The sequence below is a fragment of the Ammoniphilus soli genome, assembly GCF_040813775.1.
Map to the genome: position 1 here is coordinate 1 of NZ_JBEGDL010000004.1, position 23,557 is coordinate 23,557.

Consider the following 23,557-nt stretch of genomic DNA (forward strand, 5'->3'; position numbering starts at 1 on the left):
ATTAAAATCCTAATGATTAGTATTAATACCTCCAACCTAGCTAATTATCCTCATCCCCCGTAAAATAAGAACATACATTCTTATTTATAGGAGCAATCATAGAACATGAAATTCCCATCCGATCAAGAAAAGACCTTTATCTTCGATTACATTACCCTTCCCCTACTGCTTACCGTTCTGGAACGAGACCGAAAAGTATTTGAAGCATCTTCATTGAAGATTAAAGATCCATACCTTTATCTATTTGACTCTGCTGTAAGTAAAGTTAAACGCTCGATACAAAACACTTAGATTGCATGGGATTAAGGTTTTTTCGAAAAAAAGAACAGACAATGGTATAGAACTAAAATATGTATACCATTCACATCATCATCATTCAATTAACCCCAGTTGGGATGTTCTTCGAACTAAGGTAACCGAGATGATGTTGGATTATTTAAGATAAGCATCACAAAAAAAGGACATCAGCCATCAGACTGACATCCCATTTGAAGCAGTAGTACAAATGATTTGTGACCCCCTTTACCCATAGCTTCATAAGAGCTTTTCCTGCATAGTTTTATGGAGGATATTATTAGTGAAAAGAAATAACCACCTCCAAAATGAAGGTGGTCAATATGGAGAGGAATGGAGAGAAACCAGAGTAAGGAATGCCACTCTGATAACTAAACTATACCATGTCCATATGTTATTTTCTACCAATATTCATTAAATAATCTAACTATTGCTTTTCTTCTAAATAGTAATCTCACTTAATAAGTAAATCGTAATTACGGGAGTGCTTTGTCTCCTGGTGATCCCCCAGCAGGATAATACATTTATATTTCTTTCTGGGCGGATCCCAAAAGAAAAAGACGCTTATACAGCGCCTATCCTCATCTTAAACTTCGCATATTCGGTTTTAAGTTTAGGATTCACGAAGACCCTCTTAATTATTTGTAAGACTAGAAAGCAATTTACTTACCAATCCATCATTCATCAAATCAGCTACTAATAAAATCAATAAGATGATTGCAATAATGATAATTTTTGATTTACTCATGAAGTTTCCCTGCCTATTCTTGTTTAATCTATTATATCACTTTCTGGAAAGACATCAGACAAAGTTAGTTTTGGTTAGAAAATAAAAAGTCGATCCCGTATTATCCACGAAATGATCTTCAAATTGATGATGACTAATCATTGTGGAGAGAAACCTGATAGGGATGTCCCTTTGATAATTCAAAGATACCCTGTCCATTTAAGTATTAGATGCTTAATATTCATAAAATCTACCATACTTCTACTGTTATTATTCTTAAATTTCATTGATCCAATGACGGAATGTCTCAATAGCTGCGTCAACAGTTGGGAATTGTTGTTCTTTTTCTAGCTCGAATAGAGGGAAATCTAAGATCCGATTTTTCTTTACAATCACAACATGTCCCAGAGTTCGTATTTCCACAAAATATGGAAGTAATTCGTCATCCTCATATTCATATGTTCGTACGTGCCCAAGAACAGAAATTTCATTTGGCTTTAATTTCAATGCGTTTGCAACTGACATTATAGTTTCATTCTCAAAATAGAACATACAAACCTCCTAAGTCGATAAGAGAAAGTTTTCTCCTAACCAATTATAATACACTCTATAGCCTTAATAATCATATAGGAAGATTATACGACTGACATGGTAATAAGCTGGTATATTCCCTCAATTCGTGAGGAGAATATACCTTTTTTCTGTATAATCAAAGTATCAATTCAATGTGGGTGGGTAGTACGATGATCCAAAAACAACAATCTATGGTCTTCAGTCCATTTATGGCTATCTATGACTTAGTGATCCCAAAGGACAATATGTTGAGACAAATTAACGAGCTGATCGACTTCTCGTTTGTGTATGAAGAGCTAAAAAATAATTATTGCCTGACTAACGGTCGAAACGCGGTCGACCCTATTCGCTTGTTTAAATATTTATTGTTGAAGACTATTTATGACCTCTCGGATATCGACGTGGTTGAACGATCGAAATATGACATGTCTTTTAAGTATTTTCTTGACATGGCGCCGGAAGAGACCGTTATTGACCCCAGTTTACTGACTAAATTTCGGAAATTGCCTTTAAAAGACATCAACCTTTTGGACATGTTAGTCAATAAGACCGTAGAAATTGCCATTGAAAAGGAGATCATCAAAAGTAAATCCATTATTGTCGATGCTACACATACGAAAGCCCGGTACAATCAGAAATCTCCTAAGGAAATCCTGATGGAACGCTCCAAAAAGTTGAGAAAAGCTGTATATACCATAGATGAATCCATGAAAAACAATTTCCTTCCAAAAATACGACGGAAGTGTTAGAGGATGAGATAACCTACTGTCAAAAACTAATGGATGTAATTGAAAACGAAGGAAGGATTTCTGAGATTCCTAAAGTAAAGGAACAGTTGAACCTTCTTAAAGAAACAGTGGCCGATGATATCGAACAATTACGAATCTCAGAAGATCCAGATGCAAAACTGGGCCATAAGAGTACAGATTCCTCGTTTTTTGGATACAAAACGCACATGGCCATGAGTGAAGAACGAATCATTACAGCCGCGATCATTACGACGGGTGAAAAGCATGACGGCAAGCAATTACAGACGTTAATTGAAAAAAGTGTGGCAGCTGGAATGGAGATTGAAACCGTCATTGGTGATGCAGCATATTCGGAAAAGGACAATATCGAATATAGTCAGGAGAATCATATTCAGTTAGTCGCAAAATTACATCCTTCTGTTACACAAGGATTTAGAAATAAGGAAGATGAATTTGCATTTAATAAGGACGCTGCATATGGCGATCCGGAAAGCTCGACAAGGAAAAAAGGATATAGGTACAAATCAGACGGATACCTACTACTTTGATATCGAAAAATGCAAGCGATGCCCTTTTAAAGAAGGGTGTTATAAAGAAGGTGCAAAAAGCAAAAGCTACTCTGTGAAAATTAAATCTAATATTCATGTCGAGCAGGAAAAATTTCAGGAAAGTGAGTTTTTTAAAGAAAAATCGAAAGAGCGATATAAAATTGAGGCGAAAAATAGTGAGTTAAAGCATAGACACGGGTACGATGTAGCTACATCCTCGGGTCAAATTGGCATGGAGTTACAAGGTGCGATAGCTATCTTCACCGTCAATTTAAAAAAATACTGAAACTGATGAAGTAAAAGGAACCTCTTTGATGGCTTCTGTTGATAAAAAAAGACGACTCTCATTCAATTTTTTGAATGTAGAGTCGTTTTTTGTGGGGTCATTTTATATTTTGTGAGAAAAACGTCAGTTTTTCAGCGGCCTCGAATAAGTCGCAACCATTTTTTCTTGTTAAACTATAGAATCCCGTTCAATAACTCGCTTTTAGTTGCAGGTCGAATGTTTGAAGAAATTTTTCAACGGGAAATTACTCGTCCATCCACATTAAAAGAGGTTGAACACGTTGAACATTGTTTAATGATTAGCTTTTGTTCTTCATCATAGTAGTAATGCAAACACCCTTCACAAATATTCGTGTGGTTTATTAAATATCAATAATGTTTTTGTGAGCCAAATGTAGCGAAGCATAAATATTTTCACATCGATTGGTTCATGTTTCATCGTTTTAAAAATAGAATATGCTTCTTTTACCATGTCGTTTGTAATTAAGATATCATTAGCGTCTAGGTTACCCAATCGATGTTGAAATGAGCTAGTAAAGTCTGGTTGTATATTTTTCATAAATTCCTGCAAATAGTCCCATGATTTTTTGATACCTTCCACAACTTGCGTAGCTTGAACGTCTGGCATTGAAAATATATGGTTATCCAATTCATTGATGGCACTCTTTATGTGTCCATAAATATTCATAAATCACCTCTAACAACTGTTATATTTAAACCTATACTGTCCTTACGCGGAACAAAAAAGGCTGCTGGACGCAGATCCGTTTACCGAACAATCGATTCCCGTTAGCATACCTTATCGACTATTAAAAAAATGAACATGTATACATCTGGTATTAACTTAAATCCAAGTTTCTTATATAATGTGAGCTGGAGCGAACACGAAAACGTGAAGCATTACGCCGGCATAAAACGTTATGTTATTGCTAATTAACAATAAAATTAAGTGAAAGAGACCACTCCGAAAACGGGTGACCTCTTTCCATACTATCATTGGCTTCTAGATAGTTTCTTGCGGTTAACTAATCTGCGTTTTCTTTTTACTCGTTTTGTAGGCAATGCCATACTGACATTTTTTCGCTTCGTTTTTCTTTGGGTGCTACTTGTACTTGAAATCAGGTTGATTGTATGGTTCACGGTGCCCGATGGAAGGTTAAGTGTTCTAAACCCTAGTAATCTGCAATTTTTGCATGGAGGTAATCCATGTATATAAGAGGTACACCGATTGGTTGCAGTATTAGGAACTTGATAGATGTAACCACCTGACCATGTAAGATTTCTTGACACGCTCTCAGCGTACCAGTAAATCGTTCTCCCCCCTACGGCGCTTAAAAAAATCTCCCTCGTTTGACCAGGATTCAAATGATACCAAGCAGCCAAATATTTAATGTCTGCTACTATGCTAAAGCCACATCTACTCGGATTATTAAACATGATAGCAATACGTACGGTAGAACATGTAAAAAATTATATTTATTCACTGCTGACTTAAATAAAAACAAATGCATTTCCGTATCCCTACAAGTATTATAAACTTCAAAACGGCTAAAAATTAAAAATTCATTCCGGCTTTAACACCTTAAAAGGTAGGTCTATTTTAATTTTTTCACTATAGTAGGGACTTATATTGACCAGCATAGACAAAAAATGCAGTCTATTCACTGGTATTAAACCTACTTATAATGTATTTATGACATACTAATCACATATATCTAATACCAATTCGGAAAAGGAGCTGGAACAAATGACTATTTTAATTTGCCAAGAGTGCGATATAACTGTAGATTTTATGCAAGATGAAAAGGTAAGCACTTTGTACGTGAAATGTTCCTGCTGCCAAAATGATTAATAAATATAAAAAGAATTGACCTTTTATATCCTAGGGTCAATTCTTTTAAGTTGTTAGAATGGGGTCTTCGAGCCACCAATGGAGTAAAGAATTAATTCAGCTTTATGAGTTAGGGTTATCAGCAACTCTAGCAAGGCTATTACATGATCTAGCGGTATCGAGGTCGGTTTTCCAATTTATCGGAACTCTAGATGGGCTACCATATATTTCCATATATTCTAATTACCCCCTTCGATGTTTTTTACCCCTCCCATAGTCCCTTGATTTTCAAGGCTTCCCAAGCTTGATCTTGTCGATAAAATTATAGTTTTATCGGAAAGACAAATTCTAACCCTACTGCATCCTAGTTATATATCCCACTACGTTCGTTCAGATAAAACGGTCTATTTCCTGCAAAAACGGTTGGTATGATCTTCTTTATATCCGACTACGTTCAGATAAACCGTAGCACCTCCAAAGATGATGTTTTGTCTTGTCTTTATATTCCACTTCGTACTGATAAAACAGGTAACTAAGACACGAACTTAATACGGTCTGGAGCCTTTACATCCCAATAGGTTCAGATGAAACGTTGTAATATTCCGTAATGTATCTGCTTTTCTCCATTTATATCCCATATTCATCTAAAACACTTAGTTCTTTTAGATCCCCCGCCCGATAAGCAAAATTTATTTCCCACTTAGTTCAAATAAAACTAAACGCAGCATCAACACTGATGAGCTTAGTTGGATTTACCTTTGTTTGACTCCTATAAAAAAATAGGAGTTTTTATTTTTTACCAAATATCGATTTAGTTTTAAAAAAACGAACAAGATTGGGCAACTTGAAACATAAAATATACTACTAATAAAAAGGGAGGTGATGAAAAATGACATTTTCGCTTACAGGTTGGATGCTCTACACGATGTGGGCAGTTTTTGGTCTCATGTTACTCGATTTTCTTATCGGCCTTTTCCGTTCGTTGAAGACTTTATCTCCAACATTGATATTAGATTATTTAAAAGATATTCTATACTACGTACTGCCATTAATGGTTATTGCGAACATGATGCCACTTGATCCTACGGGATGGGTACTCCTAATTGGTTACTACGTTAGTGGTCTTGCTGTAATTTGGAATTATTTGATTGCGATCAAAAATAAATTCTAAATCTGTAACTTGCCTCCCTCTCGGGAGGTTTCTATTTTTTAACCAAAGATTGAATTTATAAATGTCAGACAACTTCAAATTGACGATTTGTTCGTACTCCGTGAGATACCCCGTAAGTACCTAGTTAGCTACTCCGTAACAAATTTTTTACCCGGTAGCTTTGTGAGGGCTACCTGCTTTTTTGTGCCTTCGAATAGATTCTCCGCTTGCATCTAACACAGAAATACGCCACTCTAAGGTTTCATTGTCAACGATAAACCAGCGCCCTTTCTGATCACAGGTTGCAATCTCCGCGATTCTAAGCATGATACAGGGATGTATAGAAATGGTTGGCTTACACTCAGGCCAAATAAACGCTCAGAGACGGTTATAGGTATCTTATCAACCCACTAAATATTTCACATATTCTTTACATTTTCACATTCCTTCGTCTGCTATGATGGTATAGGAAGAATTTGTAAGGGAGTGGATTCTTATGCTTTATCCCAAAATGTACAGTACCGAATACTTTATTGACATATTTCAAATTGCCTTACTCTTCAATAACCAGCCTAAGTATGATGAGCTTGACTATAAAAGTAAGCTAGACAGAGTCTTTAGGGTGTCGGTTTCCAACATCTTGAAGCTGTGCAATGAAGGAGCAGAGCATAAACTTGAGTATATAGAAAACGCTCATACAGCCTATGAGATTGTCAAAGAGCAATTTGAAGGTAATATCAAGAGTACATAAACTCTGTTAGAAAATCTAACTGAAAATAACACAAAAGAAATTAGTTGGATATACTTATTTTTGTACTTATCAAATTGCACTTACATCCATTTGCCGCCTGTGATTACAGAGCGGTCTTTTTTATACCTGAGCCAATTCATCCAAGAGTGAAGGATTATTCAATCATCATGTGGAAATAAGTTGGTAACATCACCTACTAAGGAGGTTTTACCGTGTCACAAATAGACCCTGAAAATGAATACATTTACAGACTCCAAGACCGCGTTGATAAATTGGAATATAGATGCAATGTTCTAATGATATTTTTGGGACTAGCTGTGTTTGTGATTATCCATTTAGCAACGAATTAAGCCTCTAACCAATTATACATAGGCACCTCTCTGCGCTTCTCTACAGCAAAGACTCTCTCTAATGTACCATAGAAATAGGCTCCTAAATCCTTACGCAACTTGCCTGACTTGAGTAAGAATATAGATTGTCTGAATGAGCGAATGACTGTATCAATATAGCTTTGTACTGGTGTACTTAGTCGGTTAGTTCTATGGGCTAACAAAACCTTGCCCCATAGGGAATAAATTGTATTGGCATTGTTGAAGAATGGTTTGCAAGCTGAAATAAACTCTTCAGGCACATTTGATGGAACAAAAGATGAGTCTAAAACGTCCGGTTTACTTACGTCTTTACTAGGTACTTGATCATTGGTTTCTGTAGATTCTAAATGCTTCATGTCTTCAATTTGACACTCGACGCTTGCTGTATCAAGGCTTGGCTCACTTTGAGACTTTGACACTTCGTTTACAACATCTTCACTCACTCGCAACAAATCAAATTTGTGCAGAATAAAATAATGAAAGATCATCCCATTATATTCAACTTCTTCTCTGTGACCAATTCCTAATGACTCAATACGTTCTAACGCTCTCAGAACAGTTCTGAGGCAGATATTTAGCTCTAAGGATATATTTATAGGTTTAATCCATGACACTCCAGAAACAGCCACAGAATAGCGAGAAAGCAATCCTAAAACGGCTTTAGCATTTTTGTGAAGTCGTTTACCTGACTTGTAGACGTGTAGTTGAAGATGTTCATCCATCTCTTTAGTAGAATGAAATGTCTGAAGATTCTTGGCGATACTTCGGTACAGTCTTAGTATCATTATATCTTCTCCCTTTAGATAGCACAGAGAAAAGCAATACCCATAGAAGTACATAAAATGGACATACTCTAATAAACTTAGTATTGATCCATTTTTAAAAAATTGGTATACTAAGAGTAACAGTTTTGGGTCGTCCAGTGTTAGTGTTCCCGCACTATGATACACTGGGCTTTTTTGTGCTTATTTTTTGATTTATCTTTTTGTTAATTTCGTCCTTAATCTATTGACAGGTGAAAACTTATCATGTTGAATTTTCACGTCAGTCCCTGTCATCTGAACATACCTTCTAACCATCTGAAGAGAGCTATGGCCTAAGATTCTCTGGAGTGAAAAGATATCCATTCCATTCAGAATGCTTGTTCGTGCAAACGTATGTCTCCATGTATGTGCAGTTGTTCTTATCTCTTTACCAACTCCAGTCACATCCCCATAATACTTCAACCTCTTATTCATTTGAGTATCCCTTAATTCTTCACCAAAGCAGGAAAGAAACACCTTGTCGGCTTCAGGAAAGTGGGTTCGATTCTCTTCAATTAGTTCGTGAAGTAACTTGACTACTTGATGAGATAAAGGGATAAGACGTGACTTCCGATTTTTATTAAACTGTGCTGCTAACTCTATACACCTTGTCTTCATATCAACATCTTGTCTACGAATAGACAGAGCCTCATTCATCCTCATTCCAGTATCAAACAGAAGCATTTGAAAAACGTAGTCACGAAAACCCACATATGACCGTTGATCACAAGCCCCTAATAATTCATTTATCTGCTCATCAGTGAATGATTCAATCTTGTCTTCATCATCTTTTTGTATCTTGATGTTGTCGGCAGGACTCCGTTTCAAAAAACCTTCTCTTACCCAAAAGTTAAATGTGGTTTTTAATCCTCTAATTCTCATGTTAATTGTAGCTGTTGCCAAACCCTTTTTATCTTTATTTTGAATAAGAGGATGACCTTTGAAACGCGGAGCATCGGTTGTAATGTAGTGGATATATCTCCGAATCATTTCTGGCGTGATTTCATGAATATAAACAGAATTCATTCTAACTTCTTTAAGCCAATCAGTGAAGTATCGCCATGTGTTAGAGTAATCGGTATACGTTCGTTCTCTGCACCCTTCAGCAATCTTTGCTGATACAAAGTAATCAAAGGCAGGTTGTAACGCCATAGGTTGAATATCATTTTCCTCGACTACCGCCCTATGATGGACTTGAGTCTTTGTGCGATGTTTTTTAATAATACGTGACCCCGCCATAAAACAAAAAGCACCTCCCTAACGTATCTGACAATACGCCAAAGAGATGCTTTTACACGTTTCTTCATTATTAGACTAGAGGGTTAATACGTATACATATTTACATCAAATACGTAACCCTCTACGACTTAGTATAATTTCCACCTAAAAGTTATCGAACAAAATGCGAACACTACAAACCGCGCTAGTCGTCACACTTCTCCGGAGTACCCTCTTCTGTAGCGGTTTTAAAGCTGGTTCCGCAGCCGCAAGTCGCGATGGCGTTAGGGTTATCAATGGTAAACCCGCCGCCAACCATAGATTCCTTATAATCAATTCGAGTCCCTTTCAGAACCTTCAAGCTGTCCTCGTCGACGACCACCTTAATCCCCTGCAATTCAAATTCCTGATCATTTTCCTTTTGATCATCGTCAAAACCCATGCCATATGTCAATCCACTGCAGCCGCCCCCTTGCACTCCCACTCGCAAGAACAAGTTAGGGTTTTCCTGAGCTGCCAACAGCTCCCGAATTTTGCTGCCTGCGCTTTCTGTAATCTCTACCATAGCCTTCCCTCCTCTTTTAGAATCAATCTAAACATCCCTCAGTGGCCTCCCCCTATAAAAAAAGCTTCATTGATGCATTTCAGGATAGCCAGACCACCTTTAGAGGAAGCTTTTTATGCGGAATAAGGGTGTAGATTTGAAGAAGTTTATACTTTCTTACTCCGTAAGAAAAGTATACTAGTAATCAGCTTTTTCCTCAAGGTTACAACTATCCTAATAGTGTTTTCCTTAAAATCCCATTTCTCTCCAGAGTCGATCTTCCTCTTGCTTTTTAACTATAAACTCCTTAATATTTTCCAGCAGCTCCTCAGGCGTATCTCCTGCTACAATCGTTCCTTCTACCATCGCAAAGGGCTGGATATAGCACTGCCCACAATTGCCTAAACATCCGTATTCGATAACCTCTACTTCCCTAATATCGTCCATCGGGGCAAGCAACTGGTTTCTGACTTGATCCGAGCCGCTGGAAAGATTGGCCCGGCAAAACTCAATCATGATTGACATCCTATCACCTATTCCGCTCTGGGAATTCCTAATTCATCTAATTTCTTATAAACCACCTTTAGGTCCGGGTTCCCCTCTGTAATAACATTCCCCTGAATCACAACAACCGGATACCATAAATCCTCTTCGATCACCCGTTGGGAAAATTGTTTTTCCTCATCGCTTCCTGGCTGATAAATATCAATATAACGGACTTGGATCGCATCTTCTGCATAAACCCGCTTTAAGGCTGCCTCGAGCCAACTCGCCGTGTCTTTGGAAGAAGGGGCGTTCAGGCAACTCGCACAAAGCGCTTCCGCTCCATATACCTTAATTTCTACCATGTCAACATCCCCTTATCTTTTGTTTTATCATATAATATTATCACGGGCCAAACAAATTCGCGCACAGTGAATGTGCTGAAACTCATGGATTTATCGTCTCAAGGGTATTATAATAGGGGTATTAGAAAGGAGTTGTTAATATGGCTGACCTTAATGAACAAGTACAAGAAGTTCTAGATAAACTGCGCCCATTCCTTCAACGCGATGGCGGCGATTGCGAATTGGTCGACATCGAAGATGGTATTGTAAAACTGCGCTTAATGGGAGCTTGCGGAAGTTGTCCAAGTTCCACTATTACGTTAAAAGCAGGAATTGAGCGTGCTCTTACCGAAGAAATTCCTGAAATCAAGGAAGTTCAGCAAGTATTTTAATGAATCGATGAAAAGAGGCAGCAATGCCTCTTTTTTGTTTATCCCAGCCTTTTCTGAATTTGTTCCATGACCCCATCCCTCATAAAAGGACTGAATTGATCCTTATGTACATCCACATCAACAGGGAATAATTGCGCATCCATCGTTTCGAACCTCAAGGGTTGATTTTTGTCCCACTCCAAAACATGAGCAAGAAATATTGCCTTTCTAAACCGAGTCATTTTTCCCTCCACCCTGTACTCACCCAATTGCCCAGCTACCGTAACCTTTGCCCCGGTTTCTTCCCATGCTTCCCTAATCACAGCATCTTCGGCGGTCTCTCCCGGTTCCACCTTCCCGCCGGGGAGTTCCCAGCCCCGGTGCGGATGACAGGTAAAAAGTAACTTTCCCTGATATAACGGCACGATAAGGACATGATCAGGCTGTCGCGAGAATAATTCAGGCGTAAATGTGAGATAAATATTTTGACCCAAGGAATCCTGAAACACATATTCGTTCATCGTCTTAACTTCCCTTCTATTTCAGCCAAGCCCTTATTCTAGGAAGGAGATTGACTAATGTCACCAATTGCAGTAGTTAATGATGAAGTTGTAGAGAAAAAAACCAGAGAGCTTCTCGAAGCCAGAGGCGTTACCATGGACGACTTAGTTGAACTCGTCATCTTTTTGCAAAAGGATTATTTTCCGGATTTAACCAATGAGATTTGCATTGAAAATATCGAAAAAGTTTTAGCCAAGAGAGAAGTTCAAAACGCTATCCTAACCGGAATTCAATTAGACCTTCTTGCTGAAGAGCGAAAGTTGATGGAACCGCTGCAAAGCATGGTATATAATGACGAAGGCCTTTATGGAGTAGATGAGATTGTTGCCTTATCCATCGTCAACGTCTATGGCAGCATCGGTTTTACCAATTACGGTTACATTGACAAAATGAAGCCAGGAATCTTGAAGAAACTCAATGATAAAAACGATCACCAGAACCATACGTTTTTGGACGATATCGTCGGAGCCATCGCTGCCGCGGCTTCAAGTCGCTTAGCCCACAGCAAGGGTCATTCCTCCTAAGCCATAATCCATTGCTTTAAATGCGCGACCGAATAAGTGGGCTTAACCTCATCCGCCTCTGACTCTTCGGGGCGGGTGATCCCTGTATAGACCAGAAGCGTATCCACTTGGGCACGAACTCCAGCTGCTATATCCGTATGCAGATTGTCCCCCACTAAAAGAACTTCCTCGGGTGAAACACCAAGCTTCTCTAAAGCAAGCTCAACAAAAAGGGATTCGGGCTTGCCAATGAATTGGGGTTCTTTCCCGCAGGCTACGCTAATCGCCGCAGTCAATGCCCCATTGCCAGGTACTAGGCCTCTTTCCGTCGGAATAGCCCGGTCGCTATTGGTAGAAAGAAAACGGGCTCCACGTTGAATGGCCAAGGAAGCTTTAGCCAACTTTTCGTAGGTAATCTGTCGGTCTATCCCCACTACTACTGCTTCAGGTTCTTCATCGGTCAGTTCGCACTTCCATTCTTGCAAAGCGGTAAATAACCCTTCTTCCCCTATAGCATACACCCTATTTAGCTGGAGCGAGCCTTTGATAAATTGGGCGGCTGCCATGCTCGTTGTAAACACATTTTCGGGGAGGCAGGAAATTCCCATATCATTTAATTTTTGAGCTACCTGATGAGGGGTCATCGATGAATTATTCGTCAGGAAGAGGTAAGGAATCCCTTGCGACTTCAGCCATTGGATAAAGCCAGGCGCTTCCTCGATCACTTCGTTTCCTCGATACATAGTTCCGTCTAAATCAATCAGATAGGCACGATAGGTTTTCATGTGGCCCCACTCCTCTAACTTCTTTTATCCCATTTTACCATTTAATTGTGCAAAAAAAGAACAACCGTCCTGTAAACCGGCTGCTCTCCTAAGATTCTGGATTTTTAATCACATAGACACACTTGTCTTCACCCTGTGCAATGCATTCGTTTTGCTCTACTTCCGTTTCCAGTACCTTCTTAAATAAGGATAGCTCACAATCGCAAGCATGATTGAACTCTTTAGCCACTTGCGAAATGGGGCAATTGAATTCCTTAAAGATAAAATCGCCGGATTCCGGGTCTTTTTCAATCTCGACCATGTAACCCTTTTCGTTTTGGATAACAGCCAATTGCTTCACTTTCTTTTCTAAGGTATCTCCCTTGATCTGTTTCTTATACCTATCGGATAATCTTTGCTCCCGTCTTTGGAACAACGACCTGATCTTTTCTTCTCCTTCAAGATCTTCAATATCCTGCAAGAAATCCAGCGCAAAGTCGGAATAGTGGCGGGGAAACATGTGGTCCGATTCTTCAGTTAGGGAATAGACATTCGTGGGGCGGCCCATGGATTGTCTAACCATTTTTGATTCAATCAGATTATCCCGCTCAAGGGTGCTAAGATGACGGCGGATCGCCATCTCCGTAATTTGCAGCCGCACTGCCATTTCACTGACGGTTAGAGAGCCATGAAGCTTCAGCATGTGGAGAATTTCATTTCGTGTAGAAGAATTCCTCGCTTTAGACATTACGTACTCACCGCCTTTCTTCTTATTATCATATTCTACTCGATTTTTTTAGATAAGTAAATTTAGAAACAAAAATATATAAAAAATACCTAAATATGATTAAAAGACAGAAAAATAGCCCTCAAAGCATGTATACTTTAGGGCGGGAGCATTTCTGGATGAGAAAGTTTAGGTTCTCTTGAGTAACGCAGAACCCGACTTTCCTCTAAAAGTGGTCTGGCTACCAAAATGTTGCTTTGATGAAGCTTTTTTTACCATAATTCTTTTTCTAAATAGGCTCGAATCAACGACGTATAAGCATTCATGACACGGGAATGGCTGGCATAAGCATCAAACAGCTTCTCATGGCTGGAATGCGTGTATTCCATCACAAGATCTTTGCGAAGGAGCACGATTTCCTTAAAGACGGCAGCTTGCTCAGGGGTATAAACCTTTTCGTCCTCCATAATGTCAACGATGTCCTCATAACTGCCTGGGTCCCGCATGATAAATCCATCAATCAAAAAATTTCCGACATCCGTCATCCCCTCGATGAACAGATGAAAGATCCTTTCGGCTGCAAAGCCAGAAATGGGCTGGTTCAGAAATTCAGATTTAGGGTTTTGCATGATCGAGGATAAAGAAGGCAGCAAGGACTTGTCTATGTATGTTAAGATTTCTTCAATTCTTTGGGTATTTACATTATACATAAGGGATCGACCTACTTTTTCTTTTTACTTAGTTTAGCTGAAATAATGGTAATTGCAAACGTTAGAACCAGCGCAAGCAATATGACCGCTACATGTCCCGAGTTTTCATCCACTCCGATTATCACCTCGCCTATACGTGTACCTCCAGTATACCGAGCTGCCAGAAGAGGTTCAAGCCTATATCCCCCGCAAGAAAAAAGGATGTCAGAACTGACGGTGTGTTATCCTAAGGATACAACAAGAGGATCTTATGTTAAAATGTAACAACATGATTCTAGGAGGGCTTTATTTTTATGAGCAAACATGAAACCTTTTTCCTCTATGACCACACAGAGGAAACAAAAACCCGCTTTGTCAGCTTTATGGGAGAAAGCAGCCGCCATGACTTGGCCATTACCACCACGACAAATTTCTACGGAAAGAAAATGGTCGTAAATCTTCAAAACAACCGTTCTGCCATTATCGGCCCCGACGACTTGAAAGAAGAAGGATACTTAGAGTATGCTTTTGGCGTGACAGAGGAAGAGGCCCAGGAGCTTCTTGAATTTTTATATACAACTCTTTAGGCAAACATAAAAAGAGCAACCTTACTCTGTCGGTTGCTCTTTGTTTGGTTCACTTTGCTTTTCTTTGACTTTCTTCAATACAAAATAGGGACAGCCAAAGTTGCAATATTCTTGGATATATTCGTCTAAAAAGCTAATCCGGTTGTCAAAAGACGATTTGGGGTACTGATCTTCAAAAAATCCTTTTAACCGAAGCTGCCCATATCCCCAGTCTCCAACAATATAGTCAAACTTATTCAAAATATCGCTATAGCGACTTTTGAACGTCTCCGCGTTCCAGCCGTTCCGATGGTCTTCCAGCAATTCGAAGGACAAACCTTGAATGCGTATCACGTCCAATTTCCTCCCATGCTCACCTTATTCTTCTAAGAATATATATTACCACACTTTCCTGCAATCCACACTCCCTTTGCATGCAATGTCCTTCCACTTTGCGGTTACCCTATTTGCAGGAGGTGTTAAACATGTTGAAGTGGAAATCATGGCTTGCGGCTACGGCGCTATCTTTAAGTGTAATAGGCTGCGCTCCTGCTGCAGATGAGGCTAGGGACACTACGTATCACGGTGCAGGCGTGACAGGTTATGGGAATAATTTAGCTTCCAATAACAACATTTTCATGGCCCGAAATAACCAAACTACCCCGCTTGCCAATGCAAATATAAACGATCAAGGGAGTCCTAGGACGTTCTATAACCACTCCGTCTATAAGGATGGAAAGATGAGTACCCTAACCGCCACGAACCGCAACGGACAAAGAGGGTACGGTTATGCCACTTACAGTCGCCGAGACATCAACTCTCAGCAAAACGGGACCTTCTACATTGACCGCAATGTTCTAGCCCGTGCTGTCGGAACCGTCGTCGCTGCTACCCCTGGAGTAGAACGTTCAACCGTTTTAGTAACCGATGAGGAAATTTTTATCGGTTGCCCGGGCGTAAAGGATACCGAGACCCTCAACCGAGCCAAATTGGCGGCTTATGGAATGTCTCCACGCTGGTACGATATTTATGTTTCCGGTGATGAGAATGTCATTGATCAGGTGAGTACGCTAGTGAATCGTACCGGAAACAACCAGATCGACGATCAAAAGCTAGAAGGCATCCTTAAGTCCAGCTCGATGGACATGACAGGGATGAACGTAAAAGATAATGGCCAAAACATCAACAAGTATAACATGAACCGAACTTACCCAAATACCAACTCGACTCATCGCATGACAAACCAATAGCAAAAAGGAAAAGGCTGCCCCGAAAGCCGGATCTTGCCGACTTAAGGGACAGCCTCTTTTACTATACATGCCCTGCGGCTTGTCCTTGCTCGTGTGCATGATAGGAACTGCGAACGAGGGGACCGGACTCCACATGATCAAATCCCATCTTCATGCCTTCTTCTTTCAAGGCTGCAAATTCATCGGGGTGCCAATATTTCTGGACCGCCAAATGCTTTTTGGTTGGCTGCAAATATTGTCCGATCGTCACGATGTTGACATCTCGGGAACGAAGATCTTTCATCGTTTGGATGATTTCTTCATACGTTTCCCCTACGCCAATCATGATGCTGGATTTGGTTGGAATCTGCGGAGCCATTTCTTTAGACACCTGAAGAAGCTCTAACGAGCGCAGATACTTTGCCTTGGAACGAACGCGATCTGATAAGCGTTCAACGGTTTCAATATTGTGGTTCAAGATGTTGGGCTTGGCTTCCAGGACAGTCTGCAAGGCCTCCCAATTCCCTTGGAAATCCGGGATCAGCACCTCCACGCTGCAAAGCGGAAGACGCTTCCGAATCGCATGAATGGTGGAAGCAAAAATAGAAGCCCCTCCATCCTTTAGGTCATCGCGGGCCACGGCCGTGACTACGGCATGCTTCAGCATCATTTGCTCTGCTGCCTCGGCCACCTTTTCCGGTTCGGCCAAGTCAAGCTCTGTCGGGAGTCCCGTCGCGACCGCACAAAAACGACATGCTCTTGTACAGATACTGCCATTGATCATAAAAGTCGCTGTGCGATTCGACCAGCATTCATACAAATTTGGGCACTTGGCTTCTTCACAAACCGTATGTAAAGTTTTTCCGCGCATCATCTTTTTTAATTCTTTGAAGTTTTCATCCGTATTTAGCTTTATCTTTAACCATTCGGGTTTACGCTGGTTCAATTGCAGTCACTCCCATCTATCCTATGCCCTCTATTTTAGAGGTTGACCTGGAAAATTGCAATAAGCCAGCTAGTTGACAAGGTAAGCTTCCTTGGCTTTGTCGTAAACGTGTTTCAAAGGAACCTTGTGCAGCCGAGCCACTTTGGCACAGTCCTCATACTCAGGGGCGATTTGAACAATGTTTCCATCTTGTTTGCCAATTTTCACTGTTATCTTTCCCCAATCTCCCAAGTCGACTTGAATGAATTCCCGCTCTAGCCGATGGCAAGTAACAGAATAATATCGAACGCCTAGCGTGGTCGTTTCCCGAAACAACAGACTTGATATCTTCTCCAGGTCACAAGCTGCCACCAGAACCGATAGCTTTTGGGCTGGCCGGTTTTTTTTCATATAAATGGGCGTATAATAGGCATCCTTGGCCCCGTTTTCAAATAATAAATCCAATACATATCCCATCCATTCCCCCGGCATGTCATCTAAATTGGTTTCAACCATTACCATTCCTGAGTCTTGATGTTCTCCATTCATTTCCTAACCCTCCCTCGTATCGAAACCCAGCCTCTGTGAAAAAATATCCCTTGTAGATTAAACCGGAGGTGAACCCATGGCTCGCTCAATGATCATTATCATGTTGCTTATTACGATGCTCGGTACCTCCATCCCGGTTTCGGCTCAAGAAAGCAAAGACACCCCTCAGCCCCTCGACGAAAAGATGGAGCTTTTTCAGAGGATGGGAACGTTAACCGGAATACCTTGGTACTATCTAGCAGCTATTAATCAATATGAAAAAAATGTCCAAAAGCGCTCAAAAAATGAGGAACAAGATAAGCCCCGGCTTATTTCCATCAATATTCCTCCTCAAAAATGGGGAGGATTCCTGAATCCGAATCCTGATGAGACATCGCCAACCAGCATTGATTTTTTCAATGGGTTAGGCAAAGACGGTTCTGGCGATAATATGGCGGATTCTGCAGACGACGAAGATGTGCTTTATACAATAGCTACATACATCTCGAAATATGGCTTTACTGAAGATGATATACGCATTGCGTTGTGGGAGTATTATCGAAGCGATAAGACTGTAGATATTATCTCAGAATTCGCTCAGATTTTCCAAACGTTTCAGACCATCCATTTGAACGATTCGGCTTTTCCTTTGCCCCTGCGATCGGATTACAGTTATCGCTCCACCTGGGGCGATGCCCGCGGATGGGGCGGAAGAAGAATACATGAAGGAACGGATCTGTTTGCCCATCATGGTACACCCGTCCGCAGCGTTTGTTATGGATACGTGGAAGTCAAGGGCTGGAACCGGTACGGCGGCTGGCGAATCGGGATACGCGACTTGAACAATGTTTACCACTACTATGCGCATCTGGGCGGCTTTAACAAAAACATCAAAATTGGAGATATTGTCAAGCCAGGCGATGTAGTGGGCTGGGTTGGCAGCTCCGGATACGGGAATCCGGGCACATCGGGTAAATTTCCTCCCCATCTTCATTATGGAATGTACAAGTATAACGGAAAAACCGAATGGGCTTTTGACCCATACCCCCATCTGAAAAAGTGGGAAAGAAATGAGTATAGGAAGAGCAAGAAAAAATAGGTTCTGCGCATTAAGAAAGAGACCTTTCGTTTCCGAAAAGGTCTCTTTCTCTTTTTTTGCTCATTGGTAATCTATTAAGGGGTATTGTTGGGCGCTGTTGGCATTGGCGTTGGCGAATCCATCTTAAAGTTATTGCCATCCAGCTGCAAAGGAGGCAGAAACGTTGGTCCTTTCCCTTCCTCGGGCAATCCGGATCCTTTGAAATAAAAATCAGGCACCTCACCCATAAACAGTGCTTGGGTGATAGGGATCTGCGTTTTTACAATCGTAGGCTCGGTCGTAAACGGAATCACCACTTGAACCTTGGCTTGGATTTCAATAAAAACATTGATATGTACCATATTAATCCCGGCCTCTCGAATTTCAGGCACCATGTTGACCTGCACCGAGCCCATCGGCACCATGGTAATGGGAACATCTGGCCCAATCATCGCAAGAATATTGCTGTCAAGCGCCTGACCGAGAGGAATAATCAGCGGAATCGACTCGAGTTCTTTTAAGGTGTTGCTCACTCTAGCCGTGGCTTCCCCTACAATCCTGGTTTGCTCGTTGTAGTTAAAAAGGATGGCGCGAATCTGCCCCTCTTTATCCTCCTGAAAATAAACGAGTTCCTTAAAATCTACCCCCTCCGCAATTCGCTTGCTGATCGCTTCATTAATGGCATCTGCGGCCAATTGCTCTACCTTCGTCATGGCAATTTTCAGCATGGCGGGCTCGAGCTGTCTCTCAATATATAAAAAAGTTTGAAAAGATATCAATAAGAAGATGGTAAATGAAATGAAGAAGGCCGTCTTAAAGCTAAAAGGCTTCATTCCATTCAACCTTCTTCCCGTCCTGAACCTGGCCATACTCCACCCCCTCTATACAACCTATGCTAAGAAAGGGGTATACCATGCCAGTCAAACACTTAAACTAAAAAGAACCATCCATCCTAAATTGACAGGAGAACAAGAAAACATGCCCAAGATCAATGTGAACGGGGCTATTTTGCACTATGATACTTACGGCAAAGGAATCCCCATATTATTTATCCATCCACCTGTACTGACCAGTAAGGGATTTAGCTATCAAGTCAGGGATCTTTCCCCTCATTTCCAAGTCATCACCTTTGATATTCGCGGGCATGGACACAGCTCCTCCTCTTCCCTGCCCATCACTTATGCCCTCATCGCTGACGACATGACAGCGATCATGGATGAGCTAGGGATAAAAAAAGCTTATTTCTGCGGTTATTCAATGGGAGGATCCATTGTACTGGAGACTTTGCTGAGATACCCGAATCGAGCTATCGGCGGGATTGTTTTGGGGGGAATTTCCGAGATCCTGGACAAAAACTTACGAAGCCGGATTTTACTAGGGGCCGCTATTGCCGGAGCGGGCGGGGTCAGGTTATTGGCCCGAGCTGTATCCTCCACCAATTCAGATACAAAAGAGCTATTTCAGGAACAATTTAAAGAAGCCAAAAGAGGAACCGCCCGCAACATCCGGGAATATTACAGCTATGGTCTGGAATATAACTGCACTTCCCGGCTGCGAGAAATTAACCATCCCGTATTGCTGCTCTACGGGGCTAAGGATCAGCGCTTTTTCCAATATGCCCAGCTGCTGCATGAATGCCTGCCCAATAATGAATTAAAGTTTATAAGCGAGGTAAAGCACCATCTCCCTACAAAAGCGGCCATTGAAATGAATGATTTAGTGAAGCAATTCATTTATACCCATCAACGTCCCGCTGAGGAAATGCCTGTTGAATATTTTTCCCCTTATCAGGGCTTGGAGGATTTGCCAAATGATCCAGGGGTGTTTCCTAGAATATAGCTGGGATCAGGGCGGGGAGTAAGGCCGGGAGATCGGAAGTAAGTGGACATTCGACAACTATATCTCCAAACCATGGTCCATCTTGAGCGTTTAGGTGGAAAATCGACCACTATTCGCGCTGAAATGGGCTAAATGATGCCACTGAAGTGAATTAGGTGGCGCTTCTCCAGCTATATCGATTTTTTCTAGTTCAATTTTGATTTTAGGTGTCGTTTTTCCGCTTATTCAAAATGGGGGTGATTGGTACGTCCCGGTTACGTACCAATCACCCCCAATTCCTACAGAATATCTTCAAGGAAAGCCAGAAACTCTTTTTTCGATTTAGGGTAGTTGTATGGCTCTCGGCTTTTTTTTCTTATGACTTGCTCATAAACCTCCATCATCCAGGGCTTTTCTAGATGGCTTTGTTCCAAGATATCTGTTTCCTGGAACACCAGCTCCGGCTTTCCTTTGGAAACCATTTTCCCATCATGCAAAATGATCACCATATCCGCCCATTCATAGGCTAGATTCACATCATGAGTGGAGAGAATCATGGTTCTGTCTGGTGTGGCCAATTGGCAAAGCACGTCCATTATCTTTTTGGCATAGTACGCATCCAGACCAGCCGTCGGCTCATCCAGCACCATGATTTCCGGATTCATGGCCAAGATTCCCGCGATGGCTACTCTTTTTTTCTGCCCGATGCTTAGGAAATGGGGCGGCTTATCTTTCAAGCCTGCAGTCTCAGTCAACTCCATAGCGTCTTGACCAACCTTCTCTATTTCTTTTGCTGATAGCTTTAAGTTTCGCGGGCCGTAGGTAATATCCTCATACACTGTCGTTGAAAACAGCTGCGAATCTGGATTCTGGAACACAATCCCCACATGTTTGCGGAGCAAGCTCATCTCCTTGCGGCTGTAGGACAGATTCTCTCCCTTCCAGCGCATCACTCCGCTAGTAGGTTTCAGGATTCCATTGAGGTGTAAGAAAAATGTGGACTTCCCCGCACCATTATTGCCCAACAGGGCAATCTTTTTTCCTTTTTCAATGGTCAGGGAAATATCCTGAAGAGCGATGGTCCCATCAGGATATTTATAAGAGATATGTTCTAATTCAAGAATGGGGACAGACATAAAAGGAAACTCCTCGTTATTATCATTTTGACAGCTAGAGGGTACTTAGCAAAGCAAGAAGGAACACAGAACAGCCAATGACTATCCAGTGCTTGCGCTTATATGGCTGAGCGATATCAATGGGATACATCTCTTCTCCCCCCCGTGAATCCATGGCAATTTGCAGCTCTCTTGCCGACTGCAGCGCCTTGATAAATAATCCCACAATAAGCTGAGCCAAAGAAGCAAGCCAATCTCTATAGCTTCTATACCCCAACCGGCTTGCTTGGGCGATATAGATCTCCTGACTTTTCTCAAGCAATACAAAAATAAAACGGTACGTGAAGGCTACTAACTCAATAAAAAGGGAGGGAACCCTGGCCTTTTGCATCATCCAAAGCAGATCTGGCAATGGTGTAGTCAAGATCAGCAGATACATGCAGCTAATGCATGCCAAAACCGTAGCGATCAGTTGCAATCCTTTCAGAACGCTTTCCCCTGTCACGTAAATTTGCCACAAGGCCACCCTGATGTCCCATAAGGAGCCAGTCAAGGCAACCTCAATGGGAGCTATGGACAAAACTAGGGTTATAACGCTGGTCAGAAGAAAAAAGAAAGGAAGCATTAAGAGTTTTATATAAAATTGCCAAGGAATTTTAGCCTGCAGGAGAAGCACGGCACTCATCACCATAAAGGTAACAAGTGCAATACTCAGGCTTTTCGTAATTAGGGAAAACAAGAGATAGGATAAACAGAAAGCCGCTTTCTCCATTGGGTGAATGCTTCTTAATGGACTGGTATGGGAATATTTATCGACCTGTAGCATGTGGCAGCTTGTTCTTAGACTCCATGGAGTATTTTTTTCGGGCACGCCCATAGCCTACGACATAGCCAATCACGAGGGCCCCCATCGCCGCTTGAAGGGAAAATAACAGGCTCTCGGTTTCCCCGCCCGGCGGCTCCCATATCGCATCGAACCACGGCTTATAGTCAGGCGCGATCTCCCCGATCGCTTCCTCGGCTTGCCCATCGGCCCCTCCGAATTCAGAATCCTTTTGCATTAATAAGGGAATAACGGCAATCATAACAGCAAGGAAAAGCAGCAGAATATTTTTTTTCAATTAGCGCACCTCCTTTACGGGAATTTTTAGCCATTTTAATTCGCTCATATTATATTTGCTAATCAAGTTCATCACGATGACGGTCAATAACCCCTCACTTATGGCAATCGGAATTTGCGTTAGGGCAAAGATGCTGGAAAACTTGGCAAACGAAGCCATTGCTCCTCCTACCTCAGCCGGAAAAGCAAGCGCCAGTTGAAGGGAGGTAACCAAATACGTGCCCAGATCGCCCAGCATGGCTGCTAAAAAAACAGCGACGGAAAAGGATACCTTCAGCCGGAGGCTAAGCACATAAACGCCATAGGCAACAAAGGGCCCGACGACGGCCATGGAGAAAGCATTGGCTCCTAGTGTAGTAAGTCCTCCATGGGCGAGCAGCAAGGCTTGAAACAAAAGAACAATCGTACCAAGAACACCCATGGCTGTTGGCCCGAACAAAATGCTTCCAAGACCTACCCCTGTTGGGTGGGAGCTGCTTCCTGTAACCGATGGGATTTTTAAAGCCGATAATACGAAAGCAAAAGCACCAGATAAGCCGAGCATGGTTTTCAGCTCAGGATGTTCTTTAATTTTGCTGCGAATAGAACGGAACCCCACGATCAGAAAAGGTATGGTCAGCAGCCACCAGAAAATCACCCAGCCTAGGGGCAAAAAACCCTCCATAATATGCATTGCATAGGCTGGTTCAGAGGAGTTGGCCCAGAAATAAACGGTTAGGGCCGCAATCAGCAAAATTGGTAATGACACTAATGGTTTTTTCATTTTTCCCCTCCATAGTAAACATAAAAAAGCACCCAACCTTCGAGGGTTGAGTGCTGAGAAATTGCATTCACGGAACTGAAAAATTACACGTACTTGCACACGTGACGTTCCTTTTTGCAAACACCTCCC

The 23,557-nt window shown here is 41.5% G+C and carries 29 protein-coding genes and 1 pseudogene; 11 read left to right on the forward strand and 19 right to left on the reverse strand.

The features are described from left to right. Nucleotides 1–105: 105 nt before the first annotated feature. Nucleotides 106–291, forward strand: a complete 186-nt coding sequence (locus ABLT31_RS10265) for a hypothetical protein (RefSeq protein WP_367751388.1) — start codon at nt 106–108, stop codon at nt 289–291. Nucleotides 292–1,297: 1,006 nt separating this feature from the next. Here ABLT31_RS10265 and ABLT31_RS10270 read toward each other — a convergent pair. Continuing rightward, on the reverse strand, nt 1,298–1,573 hold the full coding sequence (locus ABLT31_RS10270; RefSeq protein WP_367751391.1) for a hypothetical protein: 276 nt from the start codon (nt 1,571–1,573) through the stop codon (nt 1,298–1,300). Between the two features lie 191 nt (nt 1,574–1,764). Between ABLT31_RS10270 and ABLT31_RS10275 the strand changes: the two are divergent. Continuing rightward, nucleotides 1,765–3,177: pseudogene (locus ABLT31_RS10275) on the forward strand (IS1182 family transposase). Nucleotides 3,178–3,516: 339 nt separating this feature from the next. Here ABLT31_RS10275 and ABLT31_RS10280 read toward each other — a convergent pair. After that, a complete protein-coding gene (locus ABLT31_RS10280; protein ID WP_367751393.1) occupies nt 3,517–3,864 on the reverse strand; it encodes a hypothetical protein in 348 nt (115 codons plus the stop codon). A 1,059-nt stretch (nt 3,865–4,923) separates the two neighbouring features. Here ABLT31_RS10280 and ABLT31_RS10285 point away from each other — a divergent pair. From ABLT31_RS10285 to ABLT31_RS10295, 3 genes are all read left to right on the forward strand, one after another. Next, the gene (locus tag ABLT31_RS10285) at nt 4,924–5,028 is read left to right on the forward strand and encodes a GapA-binding peptide SR1P (protein ID WP_367751395.1); all 105 of its coding nucleotides are present in this window, start codon (nt 4,924–4,926) and stop codon (nt 5,026–5,028) included. Between the two features lie 868 nt (nt 5,029–5,896). Next, on the forward strand, nt 5,897–6,178 hold the full coding sequence (locus tag ABLT31_RS10290; protein WP_367751397.1) for a hypothetical protein: 282 nt from the start codon (nt 5,897–5,899) through the stop codon (nt 6,176–6,178). A 475-nt stretch (nt 6,179–6,653) separates the two neighbouring features. Beyond that, nucleotides 6,654–6,908: a hypothetical protein gene (locus tag ABLT31_RS10295; RefSeq protein ID WP_367751399.1), complete on the forward strand. Its 255-nt coding sequence runs from the start codon at nt 6,654–6,656 to the stop codon at nt 6,906–6,908. A 346-nt stretch (nt 6,909–7,254) separates the two neighbouring features. On the opposite strand, the gene ABLT31_RS10300 is transcribed toward ABLT31_RS10295, so the two are convergent. The 5 genes from ABLT31_RS10300 to ABLT31_RS10320 form a co-directional block, all read right to left on the reverse strand. Next, nucleotides 7,255–8,064 (reverse strand): hypothetical protein, encoded by an 810-nt coding sequence (locus tag ABLT31_RS10300; RefSeq protein ID WP_367751401.1) that lies wholly within the window; start codon nt 8,062–8,064, stop codon nt 7,255–7,257. Between the two features lie 192 nt (nt 8,065–8,256). Then, nucleotides 8,257–9,321 (reverse strand): tyrosine-type recombinase/integrase, encoded by a 1,065-nt coding sequence (locus ABLT31_RS10305; protein WP_367751403.1) that lies wholly within the window; start codon nt 9,319–9,321, stop codon nt 8,257–8,259. Nucleotides 9,322–9,505: 184 nt separating this feature from the next. After that, entirely contained in the window at nt 9,506–9,865 is a 360-nt protein-coding gene (gene erpA, locus ABLT31_RS10310; RefSeq protein ID WP_367751405.1) for an iron-sulfur cluster insertion protein ErpA, read from the reverse strand. 228 nt (nt 9,866–10,093) lie between these two features. Beyond that, nucleotides 10,094–10,360 (reverse strand): YuzB family protein, encoded by a 267-nt coding sequence (locus ABLT31_RS10315; RefSeq protein ID WP_367751407.1) that lies wholly within the window; start codon nt 10,358–10,360, stop codon nt 10,094–10,096. A gap of 17 nt (nt 10,361–10,377) precedes the next feature. Further along, a complete protein-coding gene (locus ABLT31_RS10320) occupies nt 10,378–10,692 on the reverse strand; it encodes a YuzD family protein (RefSeq protein WP_367751409.1) in 315 nt (104 codons plus the stop codon). A gap of 140 nt (nt 10,693–10,832) precedes the next feature. Here ABLT31_RS10320 and ABLT31_RS10325 point away from each other — a divergent pair, with 140 nt between their 5' ends. Next, the gene (locus ABLT31_RS10325; protein ID WP_367751411.1) at nt 10,833–11,063 is read left to right on the forward strand and encodes a NifU family protein; all 231 of its coding nucleotides are present in this window, start codon (nt 10,833–10,835) and stop codon (nt 11,061–11,063) included. Nucleotides 11,064–11,101: 38 nt separating this feature from the next. On the opposite strand, the gene ABLT31_RS10330 is transcribed toward ABLT31_RS10325, so the two are convergent. Continuing rightward, entirely contained in the window at nt 11,102–11,563 is a 462-nt protein-coding gene (locus tag ABLT31_RS10330) for an NUDIX domain-containing protein (protein WP_367751413.1), read from the reverse strand. Nucleotides 11,564–11,620: 57 nt separating this feature from the next. Here ABLT31_RS10330 and ABLT31_RS10335 point away from each other — a divergent pair, with 57 nt between their 5' ends. Continuing rightward, nucleotides 11,621–12,127 (forward strand): phosphatidylglycerophosphatase A family protein, encoded by a 507-nt coding sequence (locus ABLT31_RS10335; protein ID WP_367751415.1) that lies wholly within the window; start codon nt 11,621–11,623, stop codon nt 12,125–12,127. Here ABLT31_RS10335 and ABLT31_RS10340 read toward each other — a convergent pair. The 3 genes from ABLT31_RS10340 to ABLT31_RS10350 form a co-directional block, all read right to left on the reverse strand. Next, complete coding sequence (locus ABLT31_RS10340) at nt 12,124–12,891, reverse strand: TIGR01457 family HAD-type hydrolase (RefSeq protein WP_367751416.1); 768 nt, start codon at nt 12,889–12,891, stop codon at nt 12,124–12,126. The two genes, ABLT31_RS10335 and ABLT31_RS10340, sit on opposite strands and share 4 nt — an antisense overlap. Before the next feature lie 88 nt (nt 12,892–12,979). Further along, complete coding sequence (locus ABLT31_RS10345; protein WP_367751418.1) at nt 12,980–13,618, reverse strand: helix-turn-helix transcriptional regulator; 639 nt, start codon at nt 13,616–13,618, stop codon at nt 12,980–12,982. Between the two features lie 251 nt (nt 13,619–13,869). After that, on the reverse strand, nt 13,870–14,307 hold the full coding sequence (locus tag ABLT31_RS10350; RefSeq protein ID WP_367751421.1) for a DUF86 domain-containing protein: 438 nt from the start codon (nt 14,305–14,307) through the stop codon (nt 13,870–13,872). Between the two features lie 293 nt (nt 14,308–14,600). Here ABLT31_RS10350 and ABLT31_RS10355 point away from each other — a divergent pair, with 293 nt between their 5' ends. Next, the gene (locus ABLT31_RS10355) at nt 14,601–14,873 is read left to right on the forward strand and encodes a DUF3055 domain-containing protein (protein ID WP_367751423.1); all 273 of its coding nucleotides are present in this window, start codon (nt 14,601–14,603) and stop codon (nt 14,871–14,873) included. A 21-nt stretch (nt 14,874–14,894) separates the two neighbouring features. Here the strand turns inward: ABLT31_RS10355 and ABLT31_RS10360 are convergent, their stop codons facing one another. Continuing rightward, the gene (locus ABLT31_RS10360; RefSeq protein ID WP_367751425.1) at nt 14,895–15,206 is read right to left on the reverse strand and encodes a YutD family protein; all 312 of its coding nucleotides are present in this window, start codon (nt 15,204–15,206) and stop codon (nt 14,895–14,897) included. A gap of 131 nt (nt 15,207–15,337) precedes the next feature. Between ABLT31_RS10360 and ABLT31_RS10365 the strand changes: the two genes are divergently transcribed. Beyond that, on the forward strand, nt 15,338–16,102 hold the full coding sequence (locus ABLT31_RS10365; RefSeq protein WP_367751427.1) for a YhcN/YlaJ family sporulation lipoprotein: 765 nt from the start codon (nt 15,338–15,340) through the stop codon (nt 16,100–16,102). 61 nt (nt 16,103–16,163) lie between these two features. Here the strand turns inward: ABLT31_RS10365 and lipA are convergent, their stop codons facing one another. Further along, nucleotides 16,164–17,027: a lipoyl synthase gene (gene lipA / locus ABLT31_RS10370; RefSeq protein ID WP_367751429.1), complete on the reverse strand. Its 864-nt coding sequence runs from the start codon at nt 17,025–17,027 to the stop codon at nt 16,164–16,166. Nucleotides 17,028–17,096: 69 nt separating this feature from the next. Further along, entirely contained in the window at nt 17,097–17,555 is a 459-nt protein-coding gene (gene larC2, locus ABLT31_RS10375) for a nickel pincer cofactor biosynthesis protein LarC2 (protein WP_367751431.1), read from the reverse strand. A 76-nt stretch (nt 17,556–17,631) separates the two neighbouring features. Between larC2 and ABLT31_RS10380 the strand changes: the two genes are divergently transcribed. Beyond that, nucleotides 17,632–18,633, forward strand: a complete 1,002-nt coding sequence (locus tag ABLT31_RS10380; protein ID WP_462976483.1) for a M23 family metallopeptidase — start codon at nt 17,632–17,634, stop codon at nt 18,631–18,633. Nucleotides 18,634–18,707: 74 nt separating this feature from the next. On the opposite strand, the gene yunB is transcribed toward ABLT31_RS10380, so the two are convergent. Next, on the reverse strand, nt 18,708–19,445 hold the full coding sequence (gene yunB / locus ABLT31_RS10385) for a sporulation protein YunB (RefSeq protein ID WP_367751433.1): 738 nt from the start codon (nt 19,443–19,445) through the stop codon (nt 18,708–18,710). Here yunB and ABLT31_RS10390 point away from each other — a divergent pair. Further along, nucleotides 19,411–20,451: an alpha/beta fold hydrolase gene (locus ABLT31_RS10390; protein WP_367751435.1), complete on the forward strand. Its 1,041-nt coding sequence runs from the start codon at nt 19,411–19,413 to the stop codon at nt 20,449–20,451. The two genes, yunB and ABLT31_RS10390, sit on opposite strands and share 35 nt — an antisense overlap. Nucleotides 20,452–20,729: 278 nt before the next feature. Here ABLT31_RS10390 and ABLT31_RS10395 read toward each other — a convergent pair whose 3' ends face one another. Genes ABLT31_RS10395 through ABLT31_RS10410 form a run of 4 tightly spaced genes read right to left on the reverse strand, consistent with a single transcriptional unit; the run spans nt 20,730 to nt 23,428 of the window. Beyond that, nucleotides 20,730–21,566: an energy-coupling factor ABC transporter ATP-binding protein gene (locus ABLT31_RS10395; protein WP_367751437.1), complete on the reverse strand. Its 837-nt coding sequence runs from the start codon at nt 21,564–21,566 to the stop codon at nt 20,730–20,732. Nucleotides 21,567–21,600: 34 nt separating this feature from the next. Next, nucleotides 21,601–22,371 (reverse strand): cobalt ECF transporter T component CbiQ, encoded by a 771-nt coding sequence (gene cbiQ / locus ABLT31_RS10400; RefSeq protein WP_367751439.1) that lies wholly within the window; start codon nt 22,369–22,371, stop codon nt 21,601–21,603. After that, nucleotides 22,355–22,666: an energy-coupling factor ABC transporter substrate-binding protein gene (locus ABLT31_RS10405; protein ID WP_367751441.1), complete on the reverse strand. Its 312-nt coding sequence runs from the start codon at nt 22,664–22,666 to the stop codon at nt 22,355–22,357. The genes cbiQ and ABLT31_RS10405 overlap by 17 nt, the downstream gene beginning before the upstream one ends. Continuing rightward, a complete protein-coding gene (locus ABLT31_RS10410) occupies nt 22,667–23,428 on the reverse strand; it encodes an energy-coupling factor ABC transporter permease (protein WP_367751443.1) in 762 nt (253 codons plus the stop codon). It abuts the gene before it with no gap. Between the last annotated feature and the right edge of the window lie 129 nt (nt 23,429–23,557).

Bases quoted from the DNA above. Each gene is read 5' to 3' on its own strand.
- ABLT31_RS10265 (WP_367751388.1), top strand. From the start codon at position 106: ATGAAATTCCCATCCGATCAAGAAAAGACCTTTATCTTCGATTACATT.
- ABLT31_RS10270 (WP_367751391.1), bottom strand. From the start codon at position 1,573: ATGTTCTATTTTGAGAATGAAACTATAATGTCAGTTGCAAACGCATTG.
- ABLT31_RS10280 (WP_367751393.1), bottom strand. From the start codon at position 3,864: ATGAATATTTATGGACACATAAAGAGTGCCATCAATGAATTGGATAAC.
- ABLT31_RS10285 (WP_367751395.1), top strand. From the start codon at position 4,924: ATGACTATTTTAATTTGCCAAGAGTGCGATATAACTGTAGATTTTATG.
- ABLT31_RS10290 (WP_367751397.1), top strand. From the start codon at position 5,897: ATGACATTTTCGCTTACAGGTTGGATGCTCTACACGATGTGGGCAGTT.
- ABLT31_RS10295 (WP_367751399.1), top strand. From the start codon at position 6,654: ATGCTTTATCCCAAAATGTACAGTACCGAATACTTTATTGACATATTT.
- ABLT31_RS10300 (WP_367751401.1), bottom strand. From the start codon at position 8,064: ATGATACTAAGACTGTACCGAAGTATCGCCAAGAATCTTCAGACATTT.
- ABLT31_RS10305 (WP_367751403.1), bottom strand. From the start codon at position 9,321: ATGGCGGGGTCACGTATTATTAAAAAACATCGCACAAAGACTCAAGTC.
- erpA (WP_367751405.1), bottom strand. From the start codon at position 9,865: ATGGTAGAGATTACAGAAAGCGCAGGCAGCAAAATTCGGGAGCTGTTG.
- ABLT31_RS10315 (WP_367751407.1), bottom strand. From the start codon at position 10,360: ATGATTGAGTTTTGCCGGGCCAATCTTTCCAGCGGCTCGGATCAAGTC.
- ABLT31_RS10320 (WP_367751409.1), bottom strand. From the start codon at position 10,692: ATGGTAGAAATTAAGGTATATGGAGCGGAAGCGCTTTGTGCGAGTTGC.
- ABLT31_RS10325 (WP_367751411.1), top strand. From the start codon at position 10,833: ATGGCTGACCTTAATGAACAAGTACAAGAAGTTCTAGATAAACTGCGC.
- ABLT31_RS10330 (WP_367751413.1), bottom strand. From the start codon at position 11,563: ATGAACGAATATGTGTTTCAGGATTCCTTGGGTCAAAATATTTATCTC.
- ABLT31_RS10335 (WP_367751415.1), top strand. From the start codon at position 11,621: ATGTCACCAATTGCAGTAGTTAATGATGAAGTTGTAGAGAAAAAAACC.
- ABLT31_RS10340 (WP_367751416.1), bottom strand. From the start codon at position 12,891: ATGAAAACCTATCGTGCCTATCTGATTGATTTAGACGGAACTATGTAT.
- ABLT31_RS10345 (WP_367751418.1), bottom strand. From the start codon at position 13,618: ATGTCTAAAGCGAGGAATTCTTCTACACGAAATGAAATTCTCCACATG.
- ABLT31_RS10350 (WP_367751421.1), bottom strand. From the start codon at position 14,307: ATGTATAATGTAAATACCCAAAGAATTGAAGAAATCTTAACATACATA.
- ABLT31_RS10355 (WP_367751423.1), top strand. From the start codon at position 14,601: ATGAGCAAACATGAAACCTTTTTCCTCTATGACCACACAGAGGAAACA.
- ABLT31_RS10365 (WP_367751427.1), top strand. From the start codon at position 15,338: ATGTTGAAGTGGAAATCATGGCTTGCGGCTACGGCGCTATCTTTAAGT.
- larC2 (WP_367751431.1), bottom strand. From the start codon at position 17,555: ATGAATGGAGAACATCAAGACTCAGGAATGGTAATGGTTGAAACCAAT.
- ABLT31_RS10380 (WP_462976483.1), top strand. From the start codon at position 17,632: ATGGCTCGCTCAATGATCATTATCATGTTGCTTATTACGATGCTCGGT.
- ABLT31_RS10390 (WP_367751435.1), top strand. From the start codon at position 19,411: ATGAAGAAGGCCGTCTTAAAGCTAAAAGGCTTCATTCCATTCAACCTT.
- yunB (WP_367751433.1), bottom strand. From the start codon at position 19,445: ATGAAGCCTTTTAGCTTTAAGACGGCCTTCTTCATTTCATTTACCATC.
- ABLT31_RS10395 (WP_367751437.1), bottom strand. From the start codon at position 21,566: ATGTCTGTCCCCATTCTTGAATTAGAACATATCTCTTATAAATATCCT.
- cbiQ (WP_367751439.1), bottom strand. From the start codon at position 22,371: ATGCTACAGGTCGATAAATATTCCCATACCAGTCCATTAAGAAGCATT.
- ABLT31_RS10410 (WP_367751443.1), bottom strand. From the start codon at position 23,428: ATGAAAAAACCATTAGTGTCATTACCAATTTTGCTGATTGCGGCCCTA.